1 pseudogene is annotated in these 704 nt (G+C 47.0%); it reads left to right on the plus strand.

Annotation, left to right across the window (positions count from 1 at the left end):
* Positions 1–704 (plus strand): annotated as a pseudogene (locus CIK04_RS25000) (CTP synthase); the annotation flags it as partial.

Raw genomic sequence — 704 nt, forward strand, 5'->3', positions numbered from 1 at the left:
TGGTGTCTCAAGGCCACGACGTTGCGATCGTTGAAGTCGGTGGTACTGTTGGTGATATCGAATCTCTACCATTTATGGAAGCGATTCGTCAGCTAGCCGTTGAAATCGGCCGTGAACGCGCTATGTTCATGCACCTAACACTCGTTCCTTACCTTGCAGCTGCAGGCGAAGTGAAAACAAAACCGACTCAGCACTCTGATTAAAGAGCTGCTATCAATTGGTATCCAACCAGATATTCTAGTTTGCCGCTCAGATCGTCACTGATCCCAGCGAACGAGTCGTAAGAAGATTGCGCTGTTCTGTAACGTTCCTGAGAAAGCGGTAATCCATCAAGAGTGTAGACTCTATCTACGAGATCCCTCAACTGGTCAAATCTCAAGGTCTTGATGATCTCGTTTGTGCGCGTTTCGGCATTTCTGCTCCTGAAGCGGACCTGTCTGAATGGGAACAGGTGATTTACGAAGAAGCGAACCCAACTGGCGAGGTTACTATCGGTATGGTGGGTAAATACATCGAACTACCTGATGCGTATAAATCAGTAAACGAAGCGCTTAAACATGCAGGTTTGAAAAATCGCTTGAGCGTTAACATTAAATATGTAGACTCTCAGGACGTAGAAACCAAAGGCGTTGAAGTTCTTCAAGGGCTTGACGCAATCCTTGTACCTGGTGGCTTTGGCGACCGTGGTATCGAAGGCAAGATTC

This window comes from Vibrio sp. 03_296 (assembly GCF_002265885.1).